This is a genomic window from Cellulosimicrobium cellulans (assembly GCF_024124905.1).
In the GTDB taxonomy this organism is placed as follows: Bacteria; Actinomycetota; Actinomycetes; order Actinomycetales; family Cellulomonadaceae; genus Cellulosimicrobium; species Cellulosimicrobium cellulans_G.
In genome coordinates this window covers 278,780-303,335 of sequence record NZ_JAMXST010000001.1, presented here as the reverse complement: position 1 = coordinate 303,335, position 24,556 = coordinate 278,780, and the positions used below count along the sequence as shown (strand labels likewise).

Sequence of the window (24,556 nt, the reverse complement as noted above, 5' to 3'; positions counted from 1 at the left end):
CGGCGTCACGCCGCCGCGCGCACCAGGCCCTCGACGACGGCCGCCGTGCCCGGCGCGGGGCGGTCCCCGTACGTGACCGCGAGGACGCGGCGGGCCGCGCCAGGCAGGGCCCGCACGTCCACGCGCGGGTCGCGGTGGGCGCGCAGCGCCAGGGCGGGCAGGAGCGAGACCCCGACCCCGGCCGCCACGAGGGACTGCACCGCGACGTAGTCGTCCGTCTCGAACGCGACCCGTGGCGTGAAGCCCGCGCGCTCGCACCGGCCCACCAGGTCGGCGCGGCACCGCTCGCAGCCCGCGATCCACGCCGCGTCCGCGAGCGTCGCGAGGTCCCCCGGCGCGGCGTCCGCCCCCGGCACGCGCTCGCGCCCGCCGGGGGTCGGCGCGGCGTCCGCCGCACGCACGAGGAACAGCTCCTCGGCGAGGACCGGCACCGCGCGCAGGCCCTCCACGTCGACGGGGGAGCGGTCGTGCTCGAACACCAGCGCCACGTCCACCACGCCACGCCGCAGCGCCTCCAGCGCCTCCGGCGGCTCCGCCTCCACGAGGCCCACGCCCAGGCCCGGATGGTCCCCCGCGAGCCGCGCGACGACGTCGGGCACGAGCGTCGCGAGCGCCGAGGGGAACGCCGCCAGCCGCACCCGCCCCGCCGAGAGCGACACCAGCGCGTCCAGCTCGTCCCGTGCCGCGCCCACGCGCCCCAGGATCTCCTCCGCGCGCGTCGCCAGGAGCCGCCCCGCTGCCGTCAGTCGCACCCCGCGCCCGTGCCGCTCCAGCAGGGGCACGCCCACCTCCGCCTCCAGCCGCGCCAGGTGGTGGCTCACCGACGGCTGCGCGTAGTGCAGCGACCGCGCCGCGGCCGTCACCGACCCCTCGCGGGCCACGGCCGCCAGGACGCGCAGCCGTGTCAGGTCCATCTCGACTCCCTCACCGACGAAGCATAGATCCGATCGATCGATCCACTCAGAACAGGCATTGGACCTATGGGACGGCACGCGTCACCGTGGACGCATGGCCCCCGCAGACCTCGCCCCGCCCACGATGCGCGACGTCCTCGACGCCCGCCGCCTCCTCGCCGCACATCTTGACCCCACCCCCGCGCGCACCTACGCGGCCCTCGACCACGCCACCCGCGCCCACGTCGTCGTCAAGCACGAGAACCTCCAGCCCACCGGCGCGTTCAAGGTCCGCGGCGCCCTCAACCTCCTCCAGCGCCTCACGCCCGACGAGCGCGCCCGCGGCGTCACCGCGTTCTCCACCGGCAACCACGCCCAGGCCGTCGCCCACGCCGCCCGCACCACCGCCACCCCCTGCACCATCGTCATGCCCACGAGCCCCAACCCCACCAAGGCCGACGCCGTCCGCGACCTCGGCGCCCGCCTCGTCGTCGCCGGCACCACGTTCGACGACGCACGCGAGCACGCCACGGCGCTCGCGGCCGACGACGGGTCCCGGCTCGTCAGCGCCGCCAACGAGCCGCTGCTCGTCGCCGGCGTCGCGACGGCCTACCTCGAGCTGCTCGAACGCGCGCCGGAACTCGACGTGCTCGTCGTGCCCGTCGGCGGGGGCAGCGGCGCCGCGGCCGCGTGCCTCGTCGCCCGCGCGCTCGCCCCCGACCTCGACGTGGTCGCCGTGCAGTCCACCGCATCGCCGGCGGCGCACGACTCCTGGCGCGCCGGGGACCTCCTCGCGCGGCCCAACGCCTCGCGCGCCGAAGGCCTCGCCACCGGCACCGGCTTCGCGCTCACCCAGGCGATGCTGCGCGAGCACCTCGCCGACTTCGTCCTCGTCGAGGACGACGCGATCGACCGCGCCGCCGCGCTCTACCTCACCGCCGCGCGCACCGTCGCCGAGGGCGCGGGAGCGGCGGCGCTCGCCGCCGTGCTCGCCGACCCGGAGCGGTTCGCCGGACGTCGGGTCGGGGTCGTGTGCTCGGGCGGCAACGCGAGCCCGGCGGAGCTGCGCCGGGTCGCCGCGCACCTGCCGGGGTAGCTCGGGTCGCGTCGCGGTCACGGCACGCCGGGCACGCGCACCGGGCCCTCCCGCTGGACGGGCCTAGGCTCGGGGCCATGGCCCGCTACCTCGACGTCCACCCCGACAACCCGCAGCCGCGCGCGATCGCGCAGGTCGTCGCCCTCCTCGAGGACGGCGGGCTCGTCGCCTACCCGACCGACTCCGGCTACGCCCTCGGGTGCCGCATGGACGACCGGGAGGGCGCGGACCGCATCCGCCGGATCCGGCACCTCGACGACCGGCACCACTTCACGCTCGTGTGCGCCGACTTCGCGCAGCTCGGCCACTTCGTCATGGTCGACAACTCCGCGTTCCGCTCCATCAAGGCCGCCACGCCCGGCCCGTACACGTTCATCCTGCGCGCGACGTCCGAGGTGCCGCGGCGCCTCGCCCACCCCAAGAAGAAGACCGTCGGCGTGCGCATCCCCGACGACACGGTCGCGCAGGCCATCGTGGCCGCGCTCGGCGAGCCCATCCTGTCGAGCTCGCTCATCCTCCCCGGTTCCGCCGAGGCGCTCACCGACGGGTGGGCGATCAAGGAAGAGCTCGACCACGTCGTGGACGCCGTCGTCGACGGCGGCGAGCGAGGCAGCGCGCCGACGACGGTCGTGGACTTCTCCGACGGCGCCCCCGAGGTCGTCCGCGTGGGTGCGGGCGACCCCTCCCGCTTCGAGTAGGGGACGCCGCACGCGCACGAGCGGCCCGCGTCAGGCCTCCGGGCCGAGGAGGCGGCGCAGGCGCGCGTTGTCGATCGGGTCGACGAGCGTGCCGCGCTCCTCGCGCACCCACCAGTCGCCCGAGCGCCGCCGCTCGTCGCGCGTCGTGTACCGGTAGCGGAAGACGCGGGCCCGCACCCACCGCGGGGCCGGGCCGGCGGGGTCGTCCGCGAACGGGTCTGCGGCGAGCAGACGCAGGGTCGGGCGGTCGGCCTCCAGGAGCCGGAGCGGCAGCACCTCGAACCACCGTGTGCCCGGCGACCCGAGCGCGAGGAACCACATCTGCCAGTCCAGTCGCAGGTGGTACGGCGCGACCTGCGGCGGGCGCCGCCCCACGTCGCCGGGCTTGCCGCGGAACGCGTACTCGACCCAGTCGTCCGGCCCGGGGGAACCGGCTGTCGACCCCTCGATCACGACCTCGTCCCGTCGCCGCGACACGGAGCCGAACGCCCCGTAGGCGTTGACGAGCCGGAACGGCTCGAAGCTCGCGTTCATGAGCTGCCGGCGCGCGACCAGGTTGCGCGCCGGGCGCACGCTCAGCGCGAGCAGCAGCGCCGACACCCCCAGCACGGCCACGACCAGGGCGGCCGGGCCACCCAGGTCCGCCCCGCCGTCGGGCAACCGCTCGCCGCTCCCGAGCGCCGGCACCAGCCACGACCCCACCGCCGCCCACGCGCCGTCGCTCACCACCCCCAGCCCGAGCACGACCGTCAGCCAGTTCAGCCACGCGAAGTTCCCCGTCACCAGCAGCCACGCCTGCGTGAGCACCACGACGCCGCCCGCGACGCTCGCCACCGGCTGCGGCGCGAACAGCGCGAACGGCACCACGAGCTGCGTCACGTGGTTGCCCGCCACCTCCACCCGGTGCCACCACCGCGGCAGGTGGTGCGCGTGCCACGAGAACGGGCCGGGCAGCGGCTGCGTCTCGTGGTGGTAGTACAGGGCCGTCAGGTCACGCCAGACCCGGTCGCCGCGGATCTTGATGAGCCCCGCGCCCAGCTCGACCCGGAACAGGCACCACCGGGCCGCCAGCAGCACCAACACCGGGGGAGCGACGCCCCCGCCCGACGACCCCAGCCAGCCCACGAGGAACGTCACCTCGCACAGCAGCGACTCCCAGCCGAACCCGTAGAACCGCTGCCCGACGTTCACCACCGACAGGTACGCCGCCCACAGGAGCAGGAACGCGAGCGTCGTCACCCACCACGGGCCGCGCTGGGGGAGCCCCACGACGAGCAGCCCCGCGAGGACCGCCCCGCACCACGCCATCCCCGTCACGAACCGGTCGCCGCACCGCCACCGGAGCACGCTCGGCCCGTCCCGCCACGACGTGCGGTCCACGAACGCCGCCACGGGCAGCAGCCCGTGCTCGCCCAGCAGCGGCCGCCACTGCCGCACCACGACGACGAACGCCACCACGAGCACGGCCGCCGTGCCCCGCTGCAGCACCTCGCGCGCCACGTCGTAGTCCGGCGCCCAGAACCACGACCCCAGCCACGTCGCCACGCGGCCGGGCCACCCGTCCGCCATCCCTCCACGGTAGGCGTGTGACCCGTGTCTCACCCGGCCGCGGTGAGCACCCGCCGCCCTGCCCCGGACCATGCCCCGCCCCTACGATCGGGGCATGAGCAGCCAGGGCCTCACCCAGTCCACCGACCGCATGCGCGACGCCGGAGTCGCCCCCGCCGCCATCGACGTCTTCACGCGCTTCTACCGGCTCCTCGAGTCCGGCGCGACCGGCATGATCCCCGAGACCGACGTCGAGCCCCTCACCGACGTCGCCCACCGCGACCAGCTCGACGTCCCCGACGCCGCCGCCCGCGACGCCCTCCAGCGCACCGCGATCATCAAGCTCAACGGGGGCCTCGGCACCTCCATGGGCATGGACCGCGCGAAGTCCCTCCTCACCGTGCGCGACGCCGACCCGCAGCGCCCCGACAGCGGCCCCCTCACCTTCCTCGACGTCATCGTCGCCCAGGTCCGCGCCGCCCGGCACACCACCGGAGCACCCCTGCCGCTCCTCCTCATGAACTCGTTCCGCACCCAGGACGACACCCTCGCCGCGCTCGCCCCCCACGACGACCTCCCTGTCGCCGGGCTCCCGCTCGACTTCCTCCAGAACCGCGAGCCCAAGCTCCGCGCCGACGACCTCACCCCCGTCGACTGGCCCGCCGACCCCGAGCTCGAATGGTGCCCGCCCGGCCACGGCGACCTCTACACCGCCCTCTACGCCTCCGGCGCGCTCCGCGCCCTCCTCGACGCCGGCTACCGCTACGCCGCCGTCTCCAACTCCGACAACCTCGGCGCCGCCCCCGACGCCGCCATGGCCGGCTGGTTCGCCGCCAGCGGCGCCCCCTTCGCCGCCGAGGTCGCGCGCCGCACCCCCGCCGACCGCAAGGGCGGCCACCTCGTCGTGCGCCGCAGCGACGGGCGCCTCGTCCTGCGCGAGACCGCGCAGACCCCCGCCGACGACCAGGACGCCGCCGCCGACATCGGCCGGCACCGGTACTTCAACACCAACAACCTCTGGTTCGACCTCGAGGCGCTCGCGGCCGAGCTCGACCGCACCGGCGGCGTGCTCGAGCTCCCGCTCATCAAGAACACCAAGACCGTCGACCCGACCGACCCGTCGTCGCCCGAGGTCGTGCAGATCGAGTCCGCCATGGGCGCCGCCGTCGAGGTGTTCGACGGCGCCGTCGCCATCGCGGTCGGGCGCGACCGGTTCCTGCCCGTCAAGACGACGAACGACCTCCTCGTCCTGCGCTCCGACGTCTACGACCTCGACGACCACTACCGCTTCGTGGCCCGGACCGAGGCGCCGCTCGTCGACCTCGACCCGGCCCACTACAAGACCATCGCGGCGTTCGACGCCCGGTTCGACGACGGCACCCCGTCCCTGCGCGCCGCACGCTCCCTCACGGTCCGCGGCGACTGGACCTTCGGCTCGGGCGTCACCGTCACCGGCGACGCCGAGCTCGCCGACCCGGGCGGCTCCTCGCGCGTCCCCGACGGCGCGGTCGTCGGCCCGGACGGAGTCAGCGACTGACCCGGGGGAGACTCGCGGTGGGCCGAGGAAGAGCCCTTTCGCTGGAGGAGGGATCTTCGTCGTAGCAGGGCTGCCGGTGCTCTGTGCACGACGTCGAGGATCGCGCCCAGAGTTTCGGCCCCGGGGAAGAAGCCTTGGCGAGCCGGAGGCAGGGAGAGCGAGCCTGCCCCACTGGGAGGATGCTGACATGATTCTCGTGAGGGCTCGTGTCACGCGGTGGTTGACCGACGTGCCGCAGCCAGGGCTGGTCGAGATCCAGCTCGACGATGTCGAGGGCCGCACGCACCGCCTCGTCGAGAAGTCCGCGATCGTCGACTCGACCGGGGCCGTCCGTCGCGATGGGAGCTTTCCGATCACTGTCGACCCCGCCTGCCGACCTCGCACGCAGTACCCCGGTCTCGACGCCAGGGGCCGGGTCAACGTCGTGGACTTGTCACCCTGGGGGATCGGTGACGATGACGTCGTCTACGCGATCGGCCGAGAGAACCTGACCTGGGCGCGTCCGGCGGCGTACTCCGACCTCTCGGTTCGAGCCCGCCAGGCGGCGGGCCTCGTGACCTTTCGCCGTTGGCGAGCTTCCGTCGGGTTGACCGCCCCCGAGCTCGACGCGCTCGAGGAGCATCTGTGGCAGTACGCGCTCGTCACCCCTGAAACGTTCGACGAGTGGCACGAGGCCGATCCCCTGGCACGACTGGGCTCGTCCGAGCCGCTACCTGTGTCGCTGCTCCGCACGCTCGAAGCGTCCGGCATCGAGCCGGAGGAACTCAGGTCGGTCATCGACTCTCTCATCGAGATCACCTACGGCGGACTGTTCGGTCGGCTCGAGAGCAGATGGTCACTCAGCGAGCTGGCCACGGTGGTCGCGTTCGCTCGGCGTCAAGGAGTCGCACCGGCTCCCGCGGATGCGTTCGACGACTGCCTCTGGATCGATGACGACTGGGGTCGCCCCACTGAGACGATCGTCAGCAGGTGGCGCGCGGGCGAGTAGACCATCGCTGGGGCGAGCGGCCGCACGGACGAGCGGCGGATGACGGATGCCGCATCACGACCCGCCGCGACCACCAACTCATACAGTGAGCCGCGAAGCACGGCGAGCAGGGTTCTTGCCGCGGGTGACCGCGGTTCTATCTCGGCGGATCGTGTTCAGGCGGGGAGGTCGACGACGCGGTCGGTGCCGCGCCAGGCGGTGAGGGCGCCCGAGGTGGCGGCGGCGAGGTCGGCGTCGAAACGGTCGAGCTCGGTGGGCGGGACGAGGACGGTGAACCGCGCCTCGGTGCCGTACGTGACGTCGTCGAGGGTGCCGTCGTGCTGAGCGCACCAGTCGCGCAGGACGCCGTGCAGGCGGCCGGCGTCGGCGTGCGGGACGTCGACGCGCACCTCGGTGAGCACCGCGCGACGGACGGGGCGCGCGACGTCGAGCGCCTCGCTCACCGCGGACGAGTACGCCCGGACGAGCCCGCCCGCGCCCAGCAGGACGCCCCCGAAGTAGCGCGTGACGACGGCGACGAGGTCCGTGACCTGACGGTGCCGCAGCACCTCGAGCATGGGGACGCCCGCGGTGCCGGAGGGCTCGCCGTCGTCGGTGGAGCGCTGCTGGTCGGCGTGGGCGCCGACGACGAGCGCGACGCAGTGGTGCCGCGCGTCCCAGTGCTCCTTGCGGACGCGCGCGATCACGACGTCGGCGTCGGCGACCGACATGACCGGGGAGAGGTGCGCGAGGAACCGGGACTTCTTGACGACCAGCTCGTGGTCGACGGGTCCGGCGATCGTCCCCCACAGCTCACCGGTGCCCGCGCTCATCCCGCGAGCCTATCCGTGGGTGCGGTCGCCCGGAGCAACCGGCGAGCGAGCGGCCTGCCGCCGAGAGAGCGACGGGCGACCGTGCGGAACCGGCGTTCCGTGCGGTCGCCCGTCGCTCTCTCGGCGGGTGCGGCCACCGGGGTCAGTCCGTGCCGGACTCCATGGCGGCGCGGTCGAGGAGCGCGTCGTCGCCCTCGGCCATGCCGCGCGAGGCGATGACCTCGGCGCCGCCCTCGGGCATCGCGCCGATGAGCTCGGTCGTCGCCCCGGCTCCGGCGCCGATGAGCGCCGCGTGCGCGGTGCCGACGATGCCGATGCCGGCGTACTGCTCGAGCTTGGCGCGCGAGTCGGCGATGTCGAGGTTGCGCATGGTGAGCTGGCCGATGCGGTCCATGGGACCGAACGCGGAGTCCTCGGTGCGCTCCATCGAGAGCTTGTCCGGGTGGTAGCTGAACGCGGGCCCGGTGGTGTCGAGGATCGAGTAGTCCTCGCCGCGGCGCAGGCGCAGCGTGACCTCGCCCGTGACGGCGGTGCTGACCCAGCGCTGGAGGGACTCGCGGATCATGAGCGCCTGGGGATCGAGCCAGCGGCCCTCGTACATGAGGCGACCGAGACGGCGGCCCTCGGTGTGGTACTGCGCGAGCGTGTCCTCGTTGTGGATCGCGTTGACGAGGCGCTCGTACGCGGCGTGCAGGAGCGCCATGCCGGGCGCCTCGTAGATGCCGCGGCTCTTGGCCTCGATGATGCGGTTCTCGATCTGGTCGGACATGCCGAGGCCGTGGCGGCCGCCGATCGCGTTGGCCTCCTGGACCAGGGCGACCGCGGACTCGAACTCCTGCCCGTTGATCGTGACGGGGCGGCCCTGGACGAAGCCGATCGTCACGTCCTCGGTCGCGATCTCGACCGACGGGTCCCAGAACCGCACGCCCATGATGGGGTCGACGGTCTCGATGCCGGTGTCGAGGTGCTCGAGCGTCTTCGCCTCGTGCGTGGCGCCCCAGATGTTGGCGTCCGTCGAGTAGGCCTTCTCGGTGCTGTCCCGGTAGGGGAGGTCGTGGGCGAGGAGCCACTCCGACATCTCCTTGCGGCCCCCGAGCTCGGCGACGAAGTCGGCGTCGAGCCACGGCTTGTAGATGCGCAGGGCGGGGTTCGCGAGCAGGCCGTAGCGGTAGAACCGCTCGATGTCGTTGCCCTTGAACGTGGACCCGTCGCCCCAGATCTGGACGTCGTCCTCGTGCATCGCGCGCACCAGCAGGGTGCCGGTGACGGCCCGGCCCAGGGGAGTGGTGTTGAAGTACGCGCGCCCGCCGGAGCGGATGTGGAACGCACCGCAGGCCAGGGCCGCGAGGCCCTCCTCGACGAGCGCCGCGCGGCAGTCGACCAGGCGAGCGACCTCCGCGCCGTACGCCGTGGCGCGTCCCGGCACCGACGCGATGTCGGGCTCGTCGTACTGGCCGATGTCGGCGGTGTAGGTGCAGGGCACGGCGCCCTTGTCGCGCATCCAGGCGACGGCGACGGACGTGTCGAGGCCGCCGGAGAACGCGATCCCGACGCGCTCGCCGACGGGGAGGGAGGTGAGAACCTTGGACATGCTCAAAGTATGCGCGAATCTGCATAGGTATTCAATCTCGCCCGACGGGTCGGGCTCTCGCACGCCGGCGCCGGCGTGTCTCACTCGGTAATAGTGTGCCAAGCGGATAGGTTCTCGACCGTGACCACCGCCTCCGCCGCCTCGCCTTCCGAAGGCCCCGACCGCACGGGTGCCGACCCCGCGGCCTCCTCGTCTCGCTATCCCCGGCCGACGGTCTCGCTGGACGAGGCCGAGTGGGTGTGGCGGACGCTCGCCACCGAGGCGATGGTCGAGTCGGCGAAGCCGGAGACGGTGCGGCTCGCCGTGATCGCGGGGCTCACGCGCGCGACGGGCGCCCGGTACGGCGACCTGCTGCGCTGCACCGCCGACGCGATCGACCTCGGCCCCGCGACGGCGCGGGCGGGGGAGGGGAGGGTCGTGCTCACGCACGGCAAGCACCGCAGGGTGCGCGAGCACGTGCTCAGCGCGAGCGTCGTCGTCGTGCTGCGGCGCTGGATGGCGGTACGCGAGGTGCTGGCGGCAGACCTCGAGGGGTCCGTGCCCCGCGCGCTGCTGCTCACGGTGCACCACACGCACGACAACGGCGTGACGGTCTCCAGCGGCCTGCCCATCACCAAGCAGGGGCTCGTGCTCTCCTGGCGGCGGTTCGTGCACCGGACGAACGCCCGCTACGGCGCCGTGCGGGCTCCGCTGCCGACGCGCTTCGAGCAGGTCCGGCGCGCGTGGGTCGAGGCGTCAGCGCCCGCCGGCAGCGGGATCGTCGCCGGTCCCGGGCTCGGCGACGACGCCGGGCGGGACGCCCTCCTCGCCGCCGAGCTCCTGGAACAGGGTGACGTGGAGGCCGGCGGGGGCGTCGAGCCGTGAGTTGAGCGAGCCCCACGGCGTGCGGGTCGGGGGAGCGACGAGGTCTGCCCCGGCCTCGACGGCGCGCTCGGTGGCGGCCCGCGCATCGTCCACCTCGAACGCCACGCGCAGGTGGCCGGCCACTTGGCGCCCGACCTCGACGTCGTCGATCGCCCGCTTGTGGGCCGGGTTCGCGATCTCGAGCGTCGCGTGCCCGACGTCGAGGATGGCCACCCGGTCCTCCTCGCCGTCGGCGTACGCGATGCGCTCGGGGAGGCCCAGGACGTCGCGATAGAAGGCGAGAGCGACGTCGTAGTCCTCCGCCTCCACGACGAGACGGAGCTGGCGGACGGTGGGCTGGCGAGGAGTGCTGTCGCTCATCCGGCGACACTACGTCACATCGGAGAAAAATAGTGTGCCAAGCGCCCCCAACCAACCCCACCCGCCGGACACAACTCACCACACAGCACGGAAAAGCCGGCCGCGCGCCGGGTCGGGTGGACCGTGGCGCGCGGCCGGCTCTGAGCTGTGGAGCAGCGGTCCGGCAGGGGAGCGGGCGTCAGGGCTGGCCGGCGGCCGCCTGCTCGGCCTTGCGCGCCGCGCCCGTCTCGGTGCGCGCGCCGTCGGTGGAGAGGTCGCCGCCGGTCGACTCGAGGTGCGCCCGGACGAACCAGTGGAACAGCTCGAGGTCGTGCAGGTGTCCGATGAGCAGGTCGTTCGTGACGTCGTCGAGGCCCTCGGTGGCGGACGCCGCCTCGCGGTGCGCCGTGATGACCCCGACGTACACCTCGTCGAGAGCCCCCAGGTGGGCGATGGTCGAGGCGCGGCCGAGGGAGTAGTCCTCCCAGGTCCGCTCCGCGACGAGCGCGCCGGGAGTGCCCTTCGGGGAGACGCCGAGGGTCGCGATGCGCTCCGCGACGGCGTCGACCATGGCGCGGACGGCGTCGACCTGCGGGTCGATCATCTCGTGCACCGCGATGAAGTGCGGCCCGACGACGTTCCAGTGGATGTGCTTGAGCGTGAGCTGCAGGTCGTTGAGCGCGTGCAGGCGCTCCTGGAGGATCCCGGCGACCTTCGCCCCTTCCTCGGGGGTGAGCGACGGGACGGTGTACTTCGGCAGGTCGGAGCGAGCGGCCATGGGTGCCTCCTCGGGTCGGTTCGTGCGCCGCGGCGGCGGCGGGACGGTCTCGGGTGCCGTCCCCGCCATCGTCGGGCGGTCCTCGGCCGCTCGCAGGGCGAGGTCAGTCCCGCGGCGTGACGAGCAGCACGAGGCCCAGCACGACGACACCGCCGAGCGCGCTCGCGACCGCGGACGAGACCTCTCGCGCGGTGACCGCCTGGACGCCGAGTGCCACCACGAGCAGCGCGGCCTGCAGCACGACGACCCGACGGAGGTCCGGCAGGACCGCCCGCAGCTCGGCGCGCGCGTCGGGTGGCACGTGGTCCGCCCACCAGGCGGCGCGCAGGACGAGGTGGCCCAGCGGGAGGAGCGCGAACACGACGGGGTCGAAGGGGCCGTCCCCCTCCACGATCAGGAGGAGGCCGCCGAGGAGCACGAGCACGTGCGGGACCGGCGGCGCGGGGAGGGTGGCCGTCGCGGTCCCGAGGGCGACGGCGGTGCCCCCGACGAACGACGGTGCGAGACCCGTCGTCTGGAGCGCGGCTCCGGTGAAGGCGGTGGCGAGGACGAGGAGGACGACGCGCGGCCACCAGCCCGCGACGGCGCGCCCGGTCTCGACCTCGAGGCGGGGACGCGGCCCTGCGGTGACGACCTCGCGTCGGACGAGGCGTCTCATCGGGCACCCCCGAGAGGGCCCGGTCGACCGGGGCCCTGCCGGTCGAGCCGTCGTGCCGCGAGCTCGAGCGTCCCGCGAGCGCCGTCGGCGCCGGGTGTGCCGTCGTGCCAGCGAGCGACGACGATCCCGCGCTCGCGCAGGTCGTCCACGCGGTCCGCGCGCTCGTGGCGCGTGACGGCCCAGGCGGTCGCGACGTGGTCGTCGACCTCGGCGAGGGAGACGGGTGGGAGGACGTCGACGACGACGACCACGTGCCCGGTGTCGTGCCACTGGCGGGCGAGGCGGGGCGCCTCGTCGTCGAGGAGGGTCGAGAAGAGGTAGACGGCGGCGCCGGCGGGGACCTGGGGCGGGCGGTGGCGGGCGGAGGGGTCGCCGACGGGTCGGGCGAGGGCGAGGCCGTGGAGGATGCGGCGAAGGTGGCGTCGTCCGCCGCCGGGACGGACGGGTCGGGCGAGGCGGCCGAGGTCGTCGAGGGCGACACGGTTGCCGTCGGCGAGGACGGCCTGGGCGACGGAGGCGGCGGCGTGGCGCGCGAGGTCGAGGGACGTGGCCTCGTCGGGGCGTTGGGCGCCGACGCCGCTCCAGGTGGCGAGGTCGGGGGCGACGTCGTCGCGGGAGTCGACGACGAGGACGACGGTCGCCTCGGCGGTGCCGAAGGTGCGGCGGACGTACAGCGTGTCGAGGGTGGGTGAGCGGCGGGCGGTGGCGCGCCAGTCGATGCGGCGGAGCCGGTCGCCCGGGCGGAAGACGTCGACGTCGCGGAGCTCGGTGCCGTCGCCGGGGCGTCGGGAGGTGTGGGGCCCGGAGAGGCCGCGCAGGCGGGAGGCGAGGGGCAGGCGTCCGAGGGGTCGGGGGCGGGGCAGGACGAGTCGGCGCGGGCCGTGGGCGACACGGGCGACCTGCTCCTCGACGCCGTCGGGCCCGTAGGCGGCGTAGTCGACGCGGAGGGTGTCGGTGACGCCGGTGCGTGCGGAGGGCGCGCGCCAGGTGAGCTCGCGGGGGCCGTGGGTCGCGTCGACGAGGCGTTCGGTGACGAGCCCGCCGGGGGCGAGGGCGCGCAGCCGCAGGAGCTCGACGCCGGGCGGCACGTCGGCGACGGTGCGGGCTGCGAGGGTGCCGGGTGGGGCGTCGACGTCGAGGACGACGCGCACGGTGACGGGTCCGTGGGGGCGGCGGGTCCAGCCCCAGACGGCGCCGAGCAGGGGCGCGACCCCGAGGAGGGCGGCGTCGGGGCGGCGGAGGAGGACGCCGAGGGCGAGGAGCGTGGTGCCGAGGAGGACACCGGTGGCGAGGTGGACGGTGGTGCGCCAGCGGGGCGCGTCGTTGTCCCGGTCCGCCGTGGTGGTGCTCATCCGCGGTCGCCGACGGTGGCGGGTCCGGGGACGGTCTGGAGGATGCCGGCGACGACGGTCTCGGGCCGCAGGTCGGCGGCCCAGGCCCCGGGGGTGAGGGTGAGGCGGTGGGCGAGCACGGGGACGGCGACGCGCTTGACGTCCTCGGGCAGGACGACGTCACGTCCGTCGAGGACGGCGACGCCACGGGCGAGGAGAGCGAGGTTCTGCGAGCCGCGGGGCGACGCGCCGACCTCGAGGTCGCGGTGGGTGCGGGTGGCGGCGGCGAGGTCGACGCAGTAGGCGACGACGTCGGGGTGGACGTCGACCTGCTCGACGGCGGCCTGCATGGCGAGGACGGTGTCGCGGTCGACGACCTGGCGCACGACGGGGTCGTCGTGGCGGCGGGCGATGCGGCGGGTGAGGACCTCGCGCTCCTCGTCGCGGCCGGGGTACCCGACGGAGAGACGCACCATGAAGCGGTCGAGCTGCGCCTCGGGGAGCGGGTAGGTGCCCTCGTGCTCGACGGGGTTGGACGTCGCGACGACGTGGAAGGGGCGGGGCAGCGCGTGGGTGGTGCCCTCGACGGTGACCTGGCGCTCGGCCATGGACTCGAGCAGCGCGGACTGCGTCTTGGGGGCGGTGCGGTTGATCTCGTCGGCGAGCAGCAGCCCGGTGAAGACGGGCCCGGGCCGGAACTCGAACGTGCGGGTCGCGGGGTCGTACACGGAGGACCCGGTGACGTCCGACGGCAGGAGGTCGGGGGTGCACTGCAGGCGGGTGAAGTCGAGGCCGAGGGCCCGGGCGAGGCTGCGGGCGGCGAGGGTCTTGCCGAGCCCGGGGACGTCCTCGAACAGCACGTGCCCGCCGGCGAGGACGGTGGCGAGCGCGAGGGTGAGGGGTTCGCGGGCGCCGACGACGGCGGTCGCGACCTCGTCGAGGACGGCGCGGCCGTGCGCGGCGACGGTGGGCACGTCGAGGGTCGTGCCCGGTCCGGCGGTGCGGGGGGCGGGGTCGGCGGTCATCGGGGTGTCCCTCCGTCGGGGCGGTCCGGGTGGTCGTGGATGGTCGTCGGGTCGAGCCGGTCGAGCCGGTCGAGCGCAGCGAGCCAGGCGTCGAGCTCGGCGGGCGTGGGGAGGCGCCCGTCGGCGACGAGGTCGTGGACGGTGCGCGCGACGCGGGGGCCGAGGAGACGGGCCACGTCGGTCGCGGCTCCGGGGACGGCGAGATCGTCGATGCCGTGGCGTGACAGGCGACGCTCCGTGAGGTGGCGCACCCGGCGGGCGGCGCCGACCGTGACGCGTCCGTCGCGGCCCAGGACCGACCAGCCGAGGTCGGACACGTCGCGCCGGTTGCCGTCGCGCCGCACGTCGGGGACGCGCGGCCACACGGTGTCCCCGGCGTACCCGGTGCGGTGCCACAGCACGACGCCCGCGACGCCGAGGGCGGTGAGCATGAGGGCGTGCGCGGGCGAGGAGCCGAGCAGCACGAGGACGACGCCGAACCCGACGGCCGCGGTGGCCGCGAGCAGGGCGCGCCGGTCCGCCGGGCGCAGCCGGTCCCAGCGTCCGCGCGCCCTCACGGCCGCGCCTCGTCGTGGAGCGGGCGGTCGTGGGACGCGGCCGTGTCGGGGTCCCGGGTGCCGACGACCCGCGTCGTGAGGTCCGCCGCGATGCGGGCGAGCGCCGCGCGCGCCGCCTCCAGGTCGCTCTCCCCGAGCGGCGTCTCGCCGAACCGGGCCCGGTGGTACAGGCCGCGCAGCGTCGCGACCGCGTCCGCGTCCACCCGGGTGCTCGCCAGCACCGCCGTCGTGAACTCCGTGGGCGTCTGTGCGGGGTCGCGCCGGGTGCCCGCCCGCTCCGCGGCGCGCTCGAGCGCGACCCAGGCGGCGACGACGGCGTCGTGCGGGTCCGCGTCCGGCGCACGCAGGTCGTCCTGCGCCCGCTCGACCGCCTCCCGCAGCTCCGGCACGACCGGGTCCTCGGCAGCGTGGACGGAGACGTCGCCCGGCGCCGTGACGAGGAGGTCGCGTCGGCGTCGCCGCACGAGGAGGGCCGGGAGGTAGCGGCGCGCCAGCACGACGAGGACCACGAGCACGACCACGCCCAGGGACCAGAGCAGGTACGCGTCGAACGACAGGCCCCCGGTGTCGGTCAGTGCCCGGAGGTCCTCCCGCTCCTGCGACAGGACGTCGGTCGCGGCGGTGTCCGGCGGCGGCGCGACCGGGTCCCGCGCGACGTCGTCGAACCAGCCGGGCGCGTCCCAGCCCCACGGCGCGCCGACGGCCGCGGCGAGCACGGCCGCGAGCGCCAGCGCCGTGACGGCGGCGAAGCGGGCCGGTCCGGGCCGGCGGTGGTCGTCCCCCTGCGGTGCGGTCATGCGGGTCGGAGCGACTCTGCGTGGACGCCGGCGACGGCGGCGGCGACGAACGCGGCGGGGTCGGTGTCGAGGCCGCGGCCCATGGTGGACAGCCGGACGGGGGCGTCGTGGAGGGCGTCGAGGAGGTCGGGGTCGGCGGGGACGTCGACGAGGTGGTGGCGGCCGGTGGGGGCGGCGAGGGTCGCGGCCTGCTGGGTGACGCGGCGGGTGAGGTCGGCGCCCCACCCGGTGAGGGCTTCGAGGTCGGGCGTGGGGACGGGCACGGGGACGTCGCTGGGGGCGAGGGCGACGCGGCCGTAGGCGGTGAGGGAGTGGTGGGAGACGCCGAGGTGGCGGTCGCGGGCGTCGGCGCCGGAGACGCGCAGGGAGGCGACGGGGCGGCCGCGGAGGGCGGCGACGGCGTTGAGGGCCTCGCCGGCGGCGACGCCGGAGAAGCCCCAGCGGGTGCCGGTGCCGAGGTTGCCGGGTCCTTGGGCGACGACGACGAGGTCGGCGCCGGTGACGTGGCGGGCGGCGAGGAGTCCGGTGTGCACGGTGACGGCCTCGAGGTCTCCGCCGAACGCCTGCCCGACGGTGAGGCAGGTGTCGATCCAGCCGGTGTCGCGCAGGGTGGCGACGGTGCGGGAGAACGCGGCGGGGAGGGCGCCGCCGTCGGTCATGACGTAGGCGACCCGTGGCGTGGGGCGGCCCGCGAGCGCCGCGGCGTGGCGGGCGCCGGCGACGACGGCGGGGAGGGCGGAGTGGAGGTCGGCGACGACGACGGGGGTGCCGTCGAGGTCGTCGGCGTCGCGGAGGGTGTCGTGGTGGGGGGACTCCTGCTCGTCGACGCCGAGGACGAGGGCCTGGAGGGGGGTGTAGCGGGCCTTGACGAGGTGGCCGGGCCCGGGTGCGGGGTCGGGCGGGAGGGGTGTGCCGGGCTCGGCGGGGCCGACGACGACGGCGTACCCGCCGGTGCCGAGGCCGCGGGCGAGGGCGGAGACGTTGAGGAGCACGTGGTCGCCGGGTCCGGGGGTGCCGACGAGCTGGGTGTAGGCGAGGGCGCGCACGGTCGCGTCGGGGTCGTCGTCGCGCCCGGGCAGGGGGGTGTGGAGCCGCACGTGCAGCTCCTGGGCGCCGGTCCAGGTCTTCGCGTGCGACACCACGGTCGCGGTCCGCCACGTGATCACGCGGCACACCCTATCGACCGACTAGCGTGGTGCCCGATGTCCGAGCCCACGCCCCCCTCGTCCGTGCCCGACCCTGCGCCGTCGTCGTCGGGGTCGTCGCCGACGAACCCGGCCGCGCGTCTGCTGAACCTGGTGATCGCGCTGGTGAACACGAACGCGTCGATGACGAAGCAGCAGATCCGCGTCAGCGTGGCGGGGTACGGCGACGCCCCGTCCCCGGACGCGTTCGAACGGATGTTCGAGCGCGACAAGGACACGTTGCGCGACCTGGGGATCCCGATCGTGACGGTGGACGCGGGCGGGCACGCGGACGAGGTGGGGTACCGGATCGACCAGGACGCGTACGCGCTGCCCGCGGTGGACCTGACGCCGGCGGAGCTGGGGGTGCTGGCGCTGGCGGCGCAGTTCTGGCAGGACAAGACGCTGCGGACGGACATCTCGCGGGCGCTGACGAAGCTGCGGGCGGCGGGCGCGGGGGAGACCGCGATGGACGTGGTGGCGGGTCTGGCGCCGCAGGTGCGGCCGGTGGGGGACGCGTACGCGACGCTGATGGACGCGATCTCGGCGCGGCGCGCGGTGTCGTTCACGTACCGGGCGGCGAGCACGGGCGAGGTGCGGGCGCGGCGGGCGCAGCCGTGGCGGATCGCGGCGCGGCGCGGGGGCTGGTACCTCGTGGGGTTCGACCTGGACCGGGGGGCGCCGCGGTCGTACCGGCTGAGCCGGGTCGAGGGCCGGGTGCGGGCGACGGGTCCGCGCGACGCGTTCGAGGTGCCGGCGGAGGTGGACGTGGACGCGGCGCTGGGCACGCGCGACGCGGGCGGGGTGGCGCGTCTGGCGGTGGTGCCGGAGCGTGCGGGTGCGCTGCGGGCGCGCGGCACGGTCGTGGGGTCGGTGCCGGACGCGCGGGCGGGCGACGGCGCGGGCCGCGACGTGCTGGAGGTGGCGTACGACGTGCGGTACGCGCTGGCGGACGAGGTCGTGGGGTACGGGGACGCGGTGCTCGTGCTCGGGCCGCCGGACCTGCGCGCGGCGGTCGTGCGCCGGCTGCGGGACGCGGCGGCGATGGGATCGTCGTCGGCACCCGTGCCGGGTTCCGGGCAGGGCGAGGGGTCGACGGAGGTGGCGGGGCATGGCTGAGCGTGCGGACGACCGGCTGGTGCGCCTGCTGGGCATCGTCGCGTACCTGGACGGGGCGGGGCCGGTGCCGGTGGGCGAGCTCGCCCGGCACTTCGGCGTGAGCGAGCGCCAGGTCCTGGACGACGTCGACGCCCTGTGGGTGTCCGGCACGCCCGGGTACTGGCCGGACGACCTCATCGACTTCGACGCCGACTCGATCGAGCGCGGCGTCGTGCGGCTCACCGAGGCGCGCGGCATGACCCGGCCCCTGCGGCTCGGCACGCGCGAGGCGGTGGCGCTCATCGCGGCGCTGCGCGCCATGCGGGAGACGGCGGCGGTGCAGGCCGACCCCGAGCGCGCGGGCGTCGTGGAGTCGGTGCTGCGCAAGCTCACCGACGCGACCGGCGAGGCCGCGGCGGCGCTCGACGTGCAGCTCGCGCCCGAGGGCGACCCGCGCGTGGTCGCGGCGATCACGAGCGCGCTCGTCGCGGGACACCGGCTGCGCATCCGGTACGTGACGGCCGCGGACGAGGAGTCCGAGCGCGAGGTCGACCCCGTGTCCCTGCACACCCAGGACGAGCACGCCTACCTGCTCGCCTGGTGCCACCGCGCGCAGGGCCGGCGCACGTTCCGCGTCGACCGGATCCTCGCCGCCACCGAGCTCGACCAGCCCGTCGAGGGGCACGACGTCGACCCCGACGTCGACTTCACGCCCACCGGCGACGCGCCGCTCGCGACGATCACGTTCGCCAGCCCCGCGCGCGCCGTCGCGGAGCAGGTCCCCGTCGAGTCCGTGCGCAACCTGCCCGACGGCGCGTTCGAGGTGCGCCTGCGCGTCACCAACCCGGTGTGGCTGCGCCAGCTCCTCACGGAGCGGGCGCGGCACGTGCTCGCCGTCGAGCCGGCCTCGGTCGCGCGCGACGTGCGCGAGGCCGCGAGCGCCGCCCTGTCCGCGTACGCGCACCTGCCGGGCGAGCCCGACGGCGCGTCGGGTGGCGTCGCGTCCGGCGGCACGGCTGCTGGCTAGGGTGGGCGGCATGTGGTTCTGGGTCTGGACGCTGCTCGTCGTGGGCACGCTCGTGGGCGCGTTCTTCCTCGCGCGGCGCCTGTGGCGGTCCGTGAAGGGGCTGGGGCGCGAGCTGTCGCGCGCGTCGCAGGTGGCGGCGGACATGAGCGCGCGGGCGGACGAGCTGTCGCGCGCCCTGGAGGAGGCGCAGCCGTCGACCGCGCCGACCCTGTTCGACGACCCGGTCGTGCTCCAGGAGCGCGTGGACCTGCTGCGCGCCGAGCGGGCGGAGCGGCGTGTCCAGCGGCGCCGGCGCGACGAGCAGGTCTGGTCCCGCTGGCGCCGGTTCAACGCGTAGGGTTCACCACGTAGACTCGCTCGCGTAGCGCCGTTCGCCTCGAGGAGGAGTTAGCCCATGGGCATGCTCAAGCCCTGGCACATCATCGTGCTGGTCGTCGTCATCCTGCTCCTGTTCGGTGCGCGTCGGCTCCCCGACCTGGCCAAGAGCGTCGGGCAGTCGCTGAAGATCTTCAAGAGCGAGGTCAAGGACCTGCGCGAGGACGACGCCACGCCGCCCGCGGCGGGTGGCGCCGGGTCGTCGTCCGCGTCGACCGGCACGTCCTCGCCGACCGTGACCGGAGGGACGACGTCGCCCGACCCGGGCGACACCTCGAAGGGATAGTCGGTGTCACGTACGTCCCGTGACCCCGAGGGGCGGATGCCGCTCCGCGAGCACCTCCTGGAGCTGCGCAAGCGGCTGTTCCTCGCCGCGTGCGGCCTCGTGGTCGGCGCGATCGTCGGGTGGTTCCTCTACGAGCCGCTGCTCGAGGCGCTGCAGGCGCCGCTGCTCAAGGCGGCGGAGGAGCAGGGCAAGGTCATCAGCCTGAACTTCTCGGGCCTGGCCTCCGCGCTCGACATGAAGGTCAAGGTCTCCCTCTTCCTCGGCGTCATCGTCACCTGCCCGTGGTGGCTTTACCAGCTGTGGGCGTTCATCACGCCGGGCCTGACCACCCGGGAGAAGCGGTACGCGTTCGCGTTCCTCGGTGCGTCGGTCCCGCTGTTCCTCGGGGGCGCGTTCCTCGCCTGGTGGGTGCTGCCGCACGCGGTCGACATCCTCGCCGGGTTCGTGCCCGACGGCGCGACCAACCTGGCCGACGCGCAGGGCTACCTGAGCTTCGTCATGCGCCTCGTGCTGGCGTTCGGGCTCGCGTTCGTGCTGCCCGTCGTCCTCGTCGCGCTCAACGCGGCCGGGATCCTGCGGGCGTCCGCGATGGCCAAGGGCTGGCGGTGGGCGGTGCTCATCGCCTTCGTGTTCGCGGCCGTGATGACCCCGACCCCGGACGCGCTGACGATGATCTTCGTGGCGCTGCCGATCTGCGGCCTGTACTTCGCGGCGCTCGGCATCAGCTACCTCCACGACCGGCGCGTCGACAAGCTCGACGCCGCACGGCTCGCCCTGTGAGCGCCCCGCCCCGGCCGCGCCCCCGCGGGCGCGGGGGTCGCGCGTGAGCACGGTCGCCCTCGTCGTCAACCCGACGGCGGGGCGCGGCCGCGGCCGCGCGGCCGGGGACCGCACCGCCGACGCGCTGCGCGCCGCCGGGCACGCCGTCGTCGACCTCAGCGCCCCGAGCCTGCCCCTCGCCCTGGAGTCGGCCGACGCCGCCGTGCGCGGCCCGGGCGGCAACGGCGCGGGAGCACGGCCCGGGGTGGACGCGCTCGTCGTCGTGGGCGGGGACGGCATGGTGCACCTCGGCGTCAACGCGACCGCCGGGACCGGCGTCCCGCTCGGGATCGTCGCGGTCGGGACGGGCAACGACTTCGCGCACGGCCTCGGGCTGCCCACGACCCGCACCGACCGGTGCGTGGACGCCCTCCTCGCGGCCCTCGGCACCGCCACGAGCACCGTGTCCTCGGCGAGCGCGCCGCCGTCCGTGCGCGCGGTCGACGCCGCGCGCGTCACGGGCGAGCACCTGGCAGCGCCCCGCTGGTACGCGGGCGTGCTGTCCGCGGGGATCGACGCCGCCGTCAACGCGCACGCGAACGCGGCCACGTGGCCCCGCGGCCGGTCCCGGTACGCGCGCTCGGCCCTCACGGAGATCACGCGCTACCGCCCCTACGGGTACCGGGTCACGCTGCACGGCGTCCCCGCGGGCGACCAGCTGCCCGACCTGCTCGCCGGGGCGCCCCTCCTGCTCGACGGCGCCGCCGTCGGGACGAGCCCCGACGGCGGCGGCACGCAGGGCGGGCGGACCGTGGTGTGGGAGTCGCCGGGCGCGCTCGTGTCGGTCGCGAACGGTCCGCGGATCGGCGGCGGCATCCGGATCGCGCCGGGCGCGGCGCTCGACGACGGCCTGCTCGACGTCGTCGTCGCGGGCCCGTTCGGGCGCTGGGGCGCGACCCGCATCTTCCCCGGCATGTACGCGGGGCGGCACCTGGCGAACCCGGGCGTGGGGACGCTGCGCGCGACGTCGGTGACGGTCGCGGCGACCGAGGCGGGCGCGACCCCGCCGCACGCGTTCGCCGACGGGGAGCACCTCGGCCCCCTGCCGCTGCGGGTCGACGTCGTCCCGGGCGCGCTGCACGTCCTCGACGCCCCGGCCCGTCCCGCCGCGCAGCGCTGACACCCCGCCGGCGACCGGGAGGCGGCTGGTCGGCGAGGCGGCCCGCGCGCCGACCGGCGAGGTCGGCGGTGGACCGTAGGCTGGCACCATGACGGCCGCTGAATCGCCCGCCGCCCGTTATGCCGCGTCCCGGGCCCGCCAGGCGGCGTCCCGCACCCGGCTCGCGGAGTTCCGGCAGGTCCTCGACTTCCCCCTCGACGACTTCCAGGAGCGCGCGTGCGAGGCGCTCGAGGAGGGCCGCGGCGTCCTCGTCGCCGCGCCGACGGGCGCGGGCAAGACGGTCGTGGGCGAGTTCGCCGTCCACCTCGCCCTCGCGGGCGGGCGCAAGGCGTTCTACACCACCCCGATTAAGGCGCTGTCGAACCAGAAGTACGGCGACCTCGTGCGCCGCTACGGCGCCGACTCCGTGGGTCTGCTCACCGGCGACACGACGATCAACGGGGAGGCGCCCGTCGTCGTCATGACGACCGAGGTGCTGCGCAACATGCTGTACGCGGGCTCGCGCACGCTCGACGGCCTCGCGTTCGTCGTCATGGACGAGGTGCACTACCTCGCCGACCGGTTCCGCGGGCCGGTGTGGGAGGAGGTCATCATCCACCTGCCCGACGACGTCCAGCTCGTGTCCCTGTCCGCGACCGTGTCGAACGCCGAGGAGTTCGGCGACTGGCTGGAGATGGTGCGCGGCGACACCACCGTCGTCGTCAGCGAGCGCCGGCCCGTGCCGCTGTGGCAGCACGTGCTCGTCGCGTCGGCGAACCCGGCGACCGGGGTCGCGCACGCGGGCGGCGGGCGGGCGCTCGGCGCGGACCTGCTCGACCTCTACGCCGGGCACGTGGACCCCACGGACCCGGGCGTGAACCCGCCCATCAACCCGGACCTGCTGGCCGCGTTCCGCGCGGCCCCGCGCACGAGCGCGTCGGGCCCGGGCGGGCGGCGCGGCGCGGGCGACCGCGGGTACCGGGGGCGGGGCGGGCGGCGCCCCGGTCCCGACCGGTCCGGGCTCGGGGCGCGCCGCACCCCGGCGCGGTTCGCCGTCGTGGACGCCCTGGACGCGGACGGGCTGCTGCCCGCGATCTACTTCATCTTCTCCCGCGCCGGGTGCGAGGGCGCCGTGCAGCAGTGCCTCGCGGCGGGGCTGCGCCTCACCTCGCCCGCGGAGGAGGCGGAGATCCGGCGCGTCGCCGAGGAACGCACCGAGACCATCCCCGCGGAGGACCTCGAGGTGCTCGGGTACTGGACGTGGACGGAGTCGCTCGCGCGCGGGATCGCGGCGCACCACGCCGGCCTGCTGCCCGTGTTCAAGGAGACGGTCGAGGAGCTGTTCAGCCGCGGCCTGGTCAAGGTCGTGTTCGCCACCGAGACGCTCGCGCTCGGCATCAACATGCCCGCCCGGTCCGTCGCGCTGGAGAAGCTCGTCAAGTGGGACGGGACGGCGCACGTCGACGTCACCCCCGGCGAGTACACCCAGCTCACCGGCCGGGCGGGGCGGCGCGGCATCGACGTCGAGGGGCACGCCGTCGTCGTCGACCACGCGGGCCTCGACCCCGTGCACCTCGCGGGCCTGGCGTCCAAGCGCCTGTACCCGCTGCGCTCCAGCTTCCGGCCCACGTACAACATGGCGGTCAACCTCGTCGCGCAGGTCGGGCGGGACCGGGCGCGCGAGGTGCTGGAGACGTCGTTCGCGCAGTTCCAGGCCGACCGCGGGGTCGTCGGCCTCGCGAAGCAGGCGCAGGCGCACGCCGAGGCGCTCGACGGGTACGCGCAGGCCATGACGTGCGACCGGGGCGACTTCGCCCAGTACGCGGCGCTGCGGCGGCGCATCACCGCGCGCGAGGGCGACCTGTCGCGCGCCGCGAGCCGGTCCCGGCGCGCGGAGGTCGTGGCGGCGTTCGAGCGGCTGCGGCCCGGGGACGTGGTCGAGGTGCCGTCGGGGCGGCGCGCGGGCTACGTCGTCGTGCTCGACCCGGGGGAGGGGGCCGGGTTCGACGGCCCGCGCCCCACCGTGCTCACGCAGGACCGGCAGGTGAAGAAGCTCACCGTGGCCGACGCGCCCGGCGGCATCCGCACCGTCGCCACGGTCCGGGTGCCGAAGTCGTTCAACCCGCGCGTCCCGGCGCAGCGGCGCGACCTCGCGTCCACGCTGCGCAACGCCCTCGGGGCGCTCGACGAGCCCGGCACGCGACCCGGGCGCACCACCCGCACCCGGTCCGCCGCCGCGGACGACGCCGAGCTCTCCCGCCTGCGCGCGCAGCTGCGCGCCCACCCGTGCCACGACTGCCCCGACCGCGAGGACCACGCCCGCTGGGCCGAGCGGTGGGCCCGGCTCAAGAAGGAGCACGACCAGCTCGTGCGCCGCGTCGAGGGCCGCACCGGGTCCATCGCGCGCGTGTTCGACCGCATCTGCGACGTCCTGCTCACCCTCGGCTACCTCGCCCCCGGCGAGGTCGCGGACGACCCGGCCGCACCGCTCGAGGACGCCCTGGACGCGGAGGAGCCCGCCCACGGGGCCCGGGCCGGCGGCGAGCGCGACCGCGCGGGGCGGGCCGGGTTGCGCGTCACGCGCGACGGACAGTGGCTGCGGCGCCTGTATGCCGAGAACGACCTGCTGCTCGCCGAGTGCCTGCGCCGCGGCGTGTGGGAGGACCTCGACGCCCCCGCCCTCGCCGCGGTGGTGTCCACGTGCGTGTACGCGGGACGGCGTGAGGACCGCGGCGAGCCCGACGTCCCCGGCGGGCCGCACGGCACGCTCGCCCGTGCGCTCGAGGCGACCACGCGCGTGTGGTCCGAGGTGGACGACCTCGAGGAGGCCCACGACATCGACGCCACCGGCGCCCTCGACGAGGGCCTCGTCACCGCCGTGCACCGGTGGGCCGTGGGCCGCAGCCTCGACGCCGTGCTGCGCGGCTCCGAGATCGCGGCCGGCGACTTCGTGCGCTGGTGCAAGCAGGTGATCGACGTCCTCGACCAGGTCGCGACCGCCGCGCCCACGCACGCCGTGCGGCGCACCGCGCACCAGGCGATCGAGAAGCTGCGGCGCGGCGTCGTCGCGTACTCGAGCGTCTGAGCCGCCCGCGCCCGCACCGCCGGGAGCCCGCGCGGGCGCGTGACGTGCACGACACCCGCCGCCACCTGCGC

At 75.5% G+C, this 24,556-nt stretch carries 23 protein-coding genes; 11 read left to right on the top strand and 12 right to left on the bottom strand.

What is annotated here, in order from left to right; genetic code table 11:
- Positions 1-5: 5 nt before the first annotated feature.
- A complete protein-coding gene (locus tag NHH00_RS01390; protein ID WP_253049492.1) occupies positions 6-914 on the bottom strand; it encodes a LysR family transcriptional regulator in 909 nt (302 codons plus the stop codon).
- 94 nt (positions 915-1,008) lie between these two features.
- Here NHH00_RS01390 and NHH00_RS01385 point away from each other — a divergent pair, with 94 nt between their 5' ends.
- On the top strand, positions 1,009-1,989 hold the full coding sequence (locus tag NHH00_RS01385) for a threonine ammonia-lyase (protein WP_253049490.1): 981 nt from the start codon (positions 1,009-1,011) through the stop codon (positions 1,987-1,989).
- 77 nt (positions 1,990-2,066) lie between these two features.
- Positions 2,067-2,687: an L-threonylcarbamoyladenylate synthase gene (locus NHH00_RS01380; RefSeq protein ID WP_154798692.1), complete on the top strand. Its 621-nt coding sequence runs from the start codon at positions 2,067-2,069 to the stop codon at positions 2,685-2,687.
- Between the two features lie 30 nt (positions 2,688-2,717).
- Here NHH00_RS01380 and NHH00_RS01375 read toward each other — a convergent pair whose 3' ends face one another.
- Positions 2,718-4,256: a lipase maturation factor family protein gene (locus NHH00_RS01375; RefSeq protein ID WP_253049488.1), complete on the bottom strand. Its 1,539-nt coding sequence runs from the start codon at positions 4,254-4,256 to the stop codon at positions 2,718-2,720.
- Between the two features lie 94 nt (positions 4,257-4,350).
- On the opposite strand from NHH00_RS01375, the gene NHH00_RS01370 reads away from it, so the two are divergent.
- Positions 4,351-5,772, top strand: coding sequence for a UTP--glucose-1-phosphate uridylyltransferase (locus NHH00_RS01370; RefSeq protein WP_253049486.1), 1,422 nt, complete (start codon positions 4,351-4,353; stop codon positions 5,770-5,772).
- A gap of 187 nt (positions 5,773-5,959) precedes the next feature.
- Positions 5,960-6,760 (top strand): hypothetical protein, encoded by an 801-nt coding sequence (locus NHH00_RS01365; protein ID WP_253049484.1) that lies wholly within the window; start codon positions 5,960-5,962, stop codon positions 6,758-6,760.
- Positions 6,761-6,915: 155 nt separating this feature from the next.
- Here NHH00_RS01365 and NHH00_RS01360 read toward each other — a convergent pair whose 3' ends face one another.
- The 10 genes from NHH00_RS01360 to NHH00_RS01315 all read right to left on the bottom strand — a co-directional run bounded on the left by NHH00_RS01360 (position 6,916) and on the right by NHH00_RS01315 (position 16,678).
- Complete coding sequence (locus NHH00_RS01360; RefSeq protein WP_253049482.1) at positions 6,916-7,572, bottom strand: YigZ family protein; 657 nt, start codon at positions 7,570-7,572, stop codon at positions 6,916-6,918.
- A 142-nt stretch (positions 7,573-7,714) separates the two neighbouring features.
- The gene (gene argG, locus NHH00_RS01355) at positions 7,715-9,163 is read right to left on the bottom strand and encodes an argininosuccinate synthase (RefSeq protein WP_253049480.1); all 1,449 of its coding nucleotides are present in this window, start codon (positions 9,161-9,163) and stop codon (positions 7,715-7,717) included.
- A gap of 735 nt (positions 9,164-9,898) precedes the next feature.
- Entirely contained in the window at positions 9,899-10,387 is a 489-nt protein-coding gene (locus NHH00_RS01350) for a VOC family protein (RefSeq protein ID WP_253049478.1), read from the bottom strand.
- Between the two features lie 178 nt (positions 10,388-10,565).
- On the bottom strand, positions 10,566-11,144 hold the full coding sequence (locus NHH00_RS01345; RefSeq protein WP_253049476.1) for a Dps family protein: 579 nt from the start codon (positions 11,142-11,144) through the stop codon (positions 10,566-10,568).
- Between the two features lie 103 nt (positions 11,145-11,247).
- The gene (locus NHH00_RS01340; protein ID WP_253049474.1) at positions 11,248-11,802 is read right to left on the bottom strand and encodes a hypothetical protein; all 555 of its coding nucleotides are present in this window, start codon (positions 11,800-11,802) and stop codon (positions 11,248-11,250) included.
- Positions 11,799-13,154, bottom strand: coding sequence for a DUF58 domain-containing protein (locus NHH00_RS01335; protein WP_253049472.1), 1,356 nt, complete (start codon positions 13,152-13,154; stop codon positions 11,799-11,801). Before NHH00_RS01335 ends, NHH00_RS01340 begins: the two co-directional genes overlap by 4 nt.
- Complete coding sequence (locus tag NHH00_RS01330) at positions 13,151-14,158, bottom strand: AAA family ATPase (protein WP_253049470.1); 1,008 nt, start codon at positions 14,156-14,158, stop codon at positions 13,151-13,153. Before NHH00_RS01330 ends, NHH00_RS01335 begins: the two co-directional genes overlap by 4 nt.
- Positions 14,155-14,715: a hypothetical protein gene (locus NHH00_RS01325; protein WP_253049468.1), complete on the bottom strand. Its 561-nt coding sequence runs from the start codon at positions 14,713-14,715 to the stop codon at positions 14,155-14,157. The genes NHH00_RS01330 and NHH00_RS01325 overlap by 4 nt, the downstream gene beginning before the upstream one ends.
- Positions 14,712-15,512, bottom strand: a complete 801-nt coding sequence (locus NHH00_RS01320) for a DUF4129 domain-containing protein (protein ID WP_253049466.1) — start codon at positions 15,510-15,512, stop codon at positions 14,712-14,714. Before NHH00_RS01320 ends, NHH00_RS01325 begins: the two co-directional genes overlap by 4 nt.
- A complete protein-coding gene (locus NHH00_RS01315; protein WP_253049464.1) occupies positions 15,509-16,678 on the bottom strand; it encodes a DUF3866 family protein in 1,170 nt (389 codons plus the stop codon). The genes NHH00_RS01320 and NHH00_RS01315 overlap by 4 nt, the downstream gene beginning before the upstream one ends.
- Before the next feature lie 36 nt (positions 16,679-16,714).
- Between NHH00_RS01315 and NHH00_RS01310 the strand changes: the two genes are divergently transcribed.
- The 7 genes from NHH00_RS01310 to NHH00_RS01280 all read left to right on the top strand — a co-directional run bounded on the left by NHH00_RS01310 (position 16,715) and on the right by NHH00_RS01280 (position 24,485).
- The gene (locus NHH00_RS01310; protein ID WP_253049462.1) at positions 16,715-17,815 is read left to right on the top strand and encodes a helix-turn-helix transcriptional regulator; all 1,101 of its coding nucleotides are present in this window, start codon (positions 16,715-16,717) and stop codon (positions 17,813-17,815) included.
- Positions 17,808-18,821 carry a helix-turn-helix transcriptional regulator gene (locus tag NHH00_RS01305; RefSeq protein ID WP_253049460.1) on the top strand — a complete coding sequence of 338 codons (1,014 nt, stop codon included), beginning with the start codon at positions 17,808-17,810 and terminating at the stop codon, positions 18,819-18,821. The genes NHH00_RS01310 and NHH00_RS01305 overlap by 8 nt, the downstream gene beginning before the upstream one ends.
- Positions 18,822-18,831: 10 nt before the next feature.
- Entirely contained in the window at positions 18,832-19,158 is a 327-nt protein-coding gene (locus NHH00_RS01300; RefSeq protein WP_253049458.1) for a hypothetical protein, read from the top strand.
- Positions 19,159-19,215: 57 nt separating this feature from the next.
- The gene (tatA, locus tag NHH00_RS01295; protein WP_253049456.1) at positions 19,216-19,482 is read left to right on the top strand and encodes a Sec-independent protein translocase subunit TatA; all 267 of its coding nucleotides are present in this window, start codon (positions 19,216-19,218) and stop codon (positions 19,480-19,482) included.
- Between the two features lie 36 nt (positions 19,483-19,518).
- Entirely contained in the window at positions 19,519-20,262 is a 744-nt protein-coding gene (gene tatC / locus NHH00_RS01290; protein WP_253050706.1) for a twin-arginine translocase subunit TatC, read from the top strand.
- A 43-nt stretch (positions 20,263-20,305) separates the two neighbouring features.
- Entirely contained in the window at positions 20,306-21,421 is a 1,116-nt protein-coding gene (locus tag NHH00_RS01285) for a diacylglycerol/lipid kinase family protein (protein WP_253049454.1), read from the top strand.
- Positions 21,422-21,509: 88 nt separating this feature from the next.
- Positions 21,510-24,485, top strand: a complete 2,976-nt coding sequence (locus NHH00_RS01280; RefSeq protein WP_253049452.1) for a DEAD/DEAH box helicase — start codon at positions 21,510-21,512, stop codon at positions 24,483-24,485.
- Positions 24,486-24,556 lie beyond the last annotated feature (71 nt).

Excerpts from the sequence above, each read along its gene's own strand:
- NHH00_RS01345 (WP_253049476.1), bottom strand. The coding sequence starts at position 11,144 with ATGGCCGCTCGCTCCGACCTGCCGAAGTACACCGTCCCGTCGCTCACC.
- NHH00_RS01360 (WP_253049482.1), bottom strand. The coding sequence starts at position 7,572 with ATGAGCGCGGGCACCGGTGAGCTGTGGGGGACGATCGCCGGACCCGTC.
- NHH00_RS01390 (WP_253049492.1), bottom strand. The coding sequence starts at position 914 with ATGGACCTGACACGGCTGCGCGTCCTGGCGGCCGTGGCCCGCGAGGGG.
- tatA (WP_253049456.1), top strand. The coding sequence starts at position 19,216 with ATGGGCATGCTCAAGCCCTGGCACATCATCGTGCTGGTCGTCGTCATC.
- NHH00_RS01330 (WP_253049470.1), bottom strand. The coding sequence starts at position 14,158 with ATGACCGCCGACCCCGCCCCCCGCACCGCCGGACCGGGCACGACCCTC.
- NHH00_RS01335 (WP_253049472.1), bottom strand. The coding sequence starts at position 13,154 with ATGAGCACCACCACGGCGGACCGGGACAACGACGCGCCCCGCTGGCGC.
- NHH00_RS01380 (WP_154798692.1), top strand. The coding sequence starts at position 2,067 with ATGGCCCGCTACCTCGACGTCCACCCCGACAACCCGCAGCCGCGCGCG.
- NHH00_RS01350 (WP_253049478.1), bottom strand. The coding sequence starts at position 10,387 with ATGAGCGACAGCACTCCTCGCCAGCCCACCGTCCGCCAGCTCCGTCTC.
- NHH00_RS01365 (WP_253049484.1), top strand. The coding sequence starts at position 5,960 with ATGATTCTCGTGAGGGCTCGTGTCACGCGGTGGTTGACCGACGTGCCG.
- NHH00_RS01375 (WP_253049488.1), bottom strand. The coding sequence starts at position 4,256 with ATGGCGGACGGGTGGCCCGGCCGCGTGGCGACGTGGCTGGGGTCGTGG.
- NHH00_RS01310 (WP_253049462.1), top strand. The coding sequence starts at position 16,715 with ATGTCCGAGCCCACGCCCCCCTCGTCCGTGCCCGACCCTGCGCCGTCG.
- tatC (WP_253050706.1), top strand. The coding sequence starts at position 19,519 with ATGCCGCTCCGCGAGCACCTCCTGGAGCTGCGCAAGCGGCTGTTCCTC.
- NHH00_RS01385 (WP_253049490.1), top strand. The coding sequence starts at position 1,009 with ATGGCCCCCGCAGACCTCGCCCCGCCCACGATGCGCGACGTCCTCGAC.
- NHH00_RS01340 (WP_253049474.1), bottom strand. The coding sequence starts at position 11,802 with ATGAGACGCCTCGTCCGACGCGAGGTCGTCACCGCAGGGCCGCGTCCC.
- argG (WP_253049480.1), bottom strand. The coding sequence starts at position 9,163 with ATGTCCAAGGTTCTCACCTCCCTCCCCGTCGGCGAGCGCGTCGGGATC.
- NHH00_RS01370 (WP_253049486.1), top strand. The coding sequence starts at position 4,351 with ATGAGCAGCCAGGGCCTCACCCAGTCCACCGACCGCATGCGCGACGCC.
- NHH00_RS01305 (WP_253049460.1), top strand. The coding sequence starts at position 17,808 with ATGGCTGAGCGTGCGGACGACCGGCTGGTGCGCCTGCTGGGCATCGTC.
- NHH00_RS01280 (WP_253049452.1), top strand. The coding sequence starts at position 21,510 with ATGACGGCCGCTGAATCGCCCGCCGCCCGTTATGCCGCGTCCCGGGCC.
- NHH00_RS01300 (WP_253049458.1), top strand. The coding sequence starts at position 18,832 with ATGTGGTTCTGGGTCTGGACGCTGCTCGTCGTGGGCACGCTCGTGGGC.
- NHH00_RS01320 (WP_253049466.1), bottom strand. The coding sequence starts at position 15,512 with ATGACCGCACCGCAGGGGGACGACCACCGCCGGCCCGGACCGGCCCGC.